The 2293-nt window shown below is 46.5% G+C and carries 2 protein-coding genes; both read right to left on the reverse strand.

Annotation, left to right across the window (positions count from 1 at the left end; genetic code table 11):
• Positions 1-222: 222 nt before the first annotated feature.
• Positions 223-1296, reverse strand: a complete 1074-nt coding sequence (locus tag AAEZ02_RS21615) for an IS91 family transposase (RefSeq protein ID WP_351077575.1) — start codon at positions 1294-1296, stop codon at positions 223-225.
• A complete protein-coding gene (locus tag AAEZ02_RS21620; protein WP_124014280.1) occupies positions 1293-2183 on the reverse strand; it encodes a tyrosine-type recombinase/integrase in 891 nt (296 codons plus the stop codon). Before AAEZ02_RS21620 ends, AAEZ02_RS21615 begins: the two co-directional genes overlap by 4 nt.
• Positions 2184-2293 lie beyond the last annotated feature (110 nt).

Genomic DNA, 2293 nt, shown 5'->3' on the forward strand with positions numbered 1-2293 from the left:
ATCCCAAGTGTTGAACAAGCCCGAACACCGAGAGTGACTCTTTATTATGTAAATAACAGCTCGAGAAAACGCGCTGTTTGATGTGATGGTTATCGTGCTAGTTTTTTGTAGTCAGCAAGTACCCTTAGCCCCTCTGCTAATTATTTAACTCTATTAATTTCAGTGCGTTAAATTAATCCTCCACGGTATTCAGTTAAACCATTATTCTTATTATTTTCAACATTAGGTTGAGGTCATTAAGTTTGTCGGTCGTGCCACTACGCCCATAAAGCGCATTGGTTGCTGGCAACAGGGGCAACTGCGGGTTGCTAATCTGCGCTTTATCTCAGGAATGATTGGAAACGTTGCCCCTGCAACTGCCAGCATAAGCTGTATTTGTAGCCTGAGCTTTTTGGCGTTACCTCTGAGTAATCCATAGTCACGCACTCGCCTTAATCCCTTCGGTAATACGTGTTGCAGTATTAACCAGAGAAATTCTATGGCGGGTAAGGTGCGTACTTTTGTCGACTTTGTTTGGCTGTCTTCATACTCGAAACTCACGTTGTCATCGACATGACTTTTGATATTTTTGTCAGCCAGTACGCCGCGATAAAGATAGCGTGATAAATACTGCAGTGCAGGCAAGCCTTTGCCCACATGTTGGCAGTCTACTACCCACTTTTTGGGCAGTGAGGTTGGCAGTGTGAGATTAAGCTTTGCCAAATACTCCAGCAAGCGTGCACGCCAGACATTGGCGATATTAAAGGCGTTGAACAGGTATTTGCCTTTGTTCTTTTTCCAGTGCTGTTGAGTTTTGTTAAAACTGCCCGCAGGAATAATAAAGTGAATATGCGGATGTAAATCCCGTCGCCGGCTGTGAGTATGCAGCACGCCGGTGAAACCAATATCACCGGCAAGCTTTGGTGAGTTAAGGGCAAAGTCTTTGAGCACACTGGCAGCGACGGCAAACATGGCTGGATAGAGCGCTTCTGGGTGATATTTAGCCACAACACGCAGCTCAAATGGCAATGTAAAAGTCACCATGAAATAGTCGACGGGCAGTAACTTGGCTTGTTGCTTAGTGAGCCAATCTGCCGTGGTGTTGTACTGACATTGCGGGCAGTTGCGATGACCACATGACAGCGGAAAGTCAGCGGTATGCGTGCAACCCTGGCAAGCCCAGTGGCTGGCTCTTTGGGAATGAGAGCGGCAACTGAGCATGGCATTAATCGCTTGGCGCATTGACGGGGTAATTTGGCCATCATAAGCCTGATTAAAGGCATCAAGATGGTCACGTAAAATATCGATGAATGTCATGAGTCACACTCCCACTTAAGCACCAAATTATCAGTGAGCTGGTTAACTGACAGGACAGTGTTCTTGCGGGTGATGGTGGTGAGGCGGGTATAGCGTGCGGTAGTGTTAAGGCTGTTGTGGCCGAGTAAGTGCTGTACTGAGCGTAAATCTAACCCTTGTTCGAGCAGATGAGTCGCATAGCTGTGACGTAAATTATGTGGGCTGATGGATTTGTGGATGTTGCAGTCGTTAATCACTCGCTTTAGTGCTTTTTGAATACCGCCTTTATCTATCATTGAACCTGGCTTGCCATCTTTACCGGGAAATACATGCCGGGGATGGCGATGGGTTTGCCAGTAATATCGCAGTGCAAGTAATGTGCGTTGAGGTAAAGGGACCAGCCTGTCTTTACCGCCCTTGGCGTCACGAATATGCACCTGCATCAACGCGGAATCGATATCGCCAACCTGCAATGAAATTGCTTCGCCGAGGCGCAACCCCATACTGTAAAGGGTTAAAAAGCACACTTGATATCGCAGCTTATGGGTGAGGCTAATGACGATGGATACTTCGGCAGGGGTCAATATATCGGGTAAACGTTTAACCTGCGGAGGCTTCACAATACTCAGCCACTCCCAGTGCTGGTTAAGAACATATCGATAGAAAAACTGTAATCCATTACGGTCGAGTTTTACGGTGCTCCAGGAGTGAGAGGCAATTAAATCAGCGAAGTAGCGTTTTAAATCATCGGTTGAAAGGTTATCAGGGCAACAGTCAAAATAAGCACTAATACGCCTGACAGCGCGGCTATAAGCGTCGATGGTAGCAGGCCGCTTGCCTTGCAGCGTTAAATTGGTAAGATGTTGTTCATAAAGACAATCAAAGCGTTGTTGTTCGTGAGCGTTCATAGTAATACTCCTAGATAGCTGCCAAGGTAGGCAGGGTCTAGTAAGTATTTATGATGGGGCTAAAGATGTGTTTTTATCTTTTCTGCCGCAGAGCGGCTTCGTTCAACAAG

Source organism: Shewanella sp. T24-MNA-CIBAN-0130, assembly GCF_040310185.1.
GTDB lineage: Bacteria > Pseudomonadota > Gammaproteobacteria > Enterobacterales > Shewanellaceae > Shewanella > Shewanella psychromarinicola.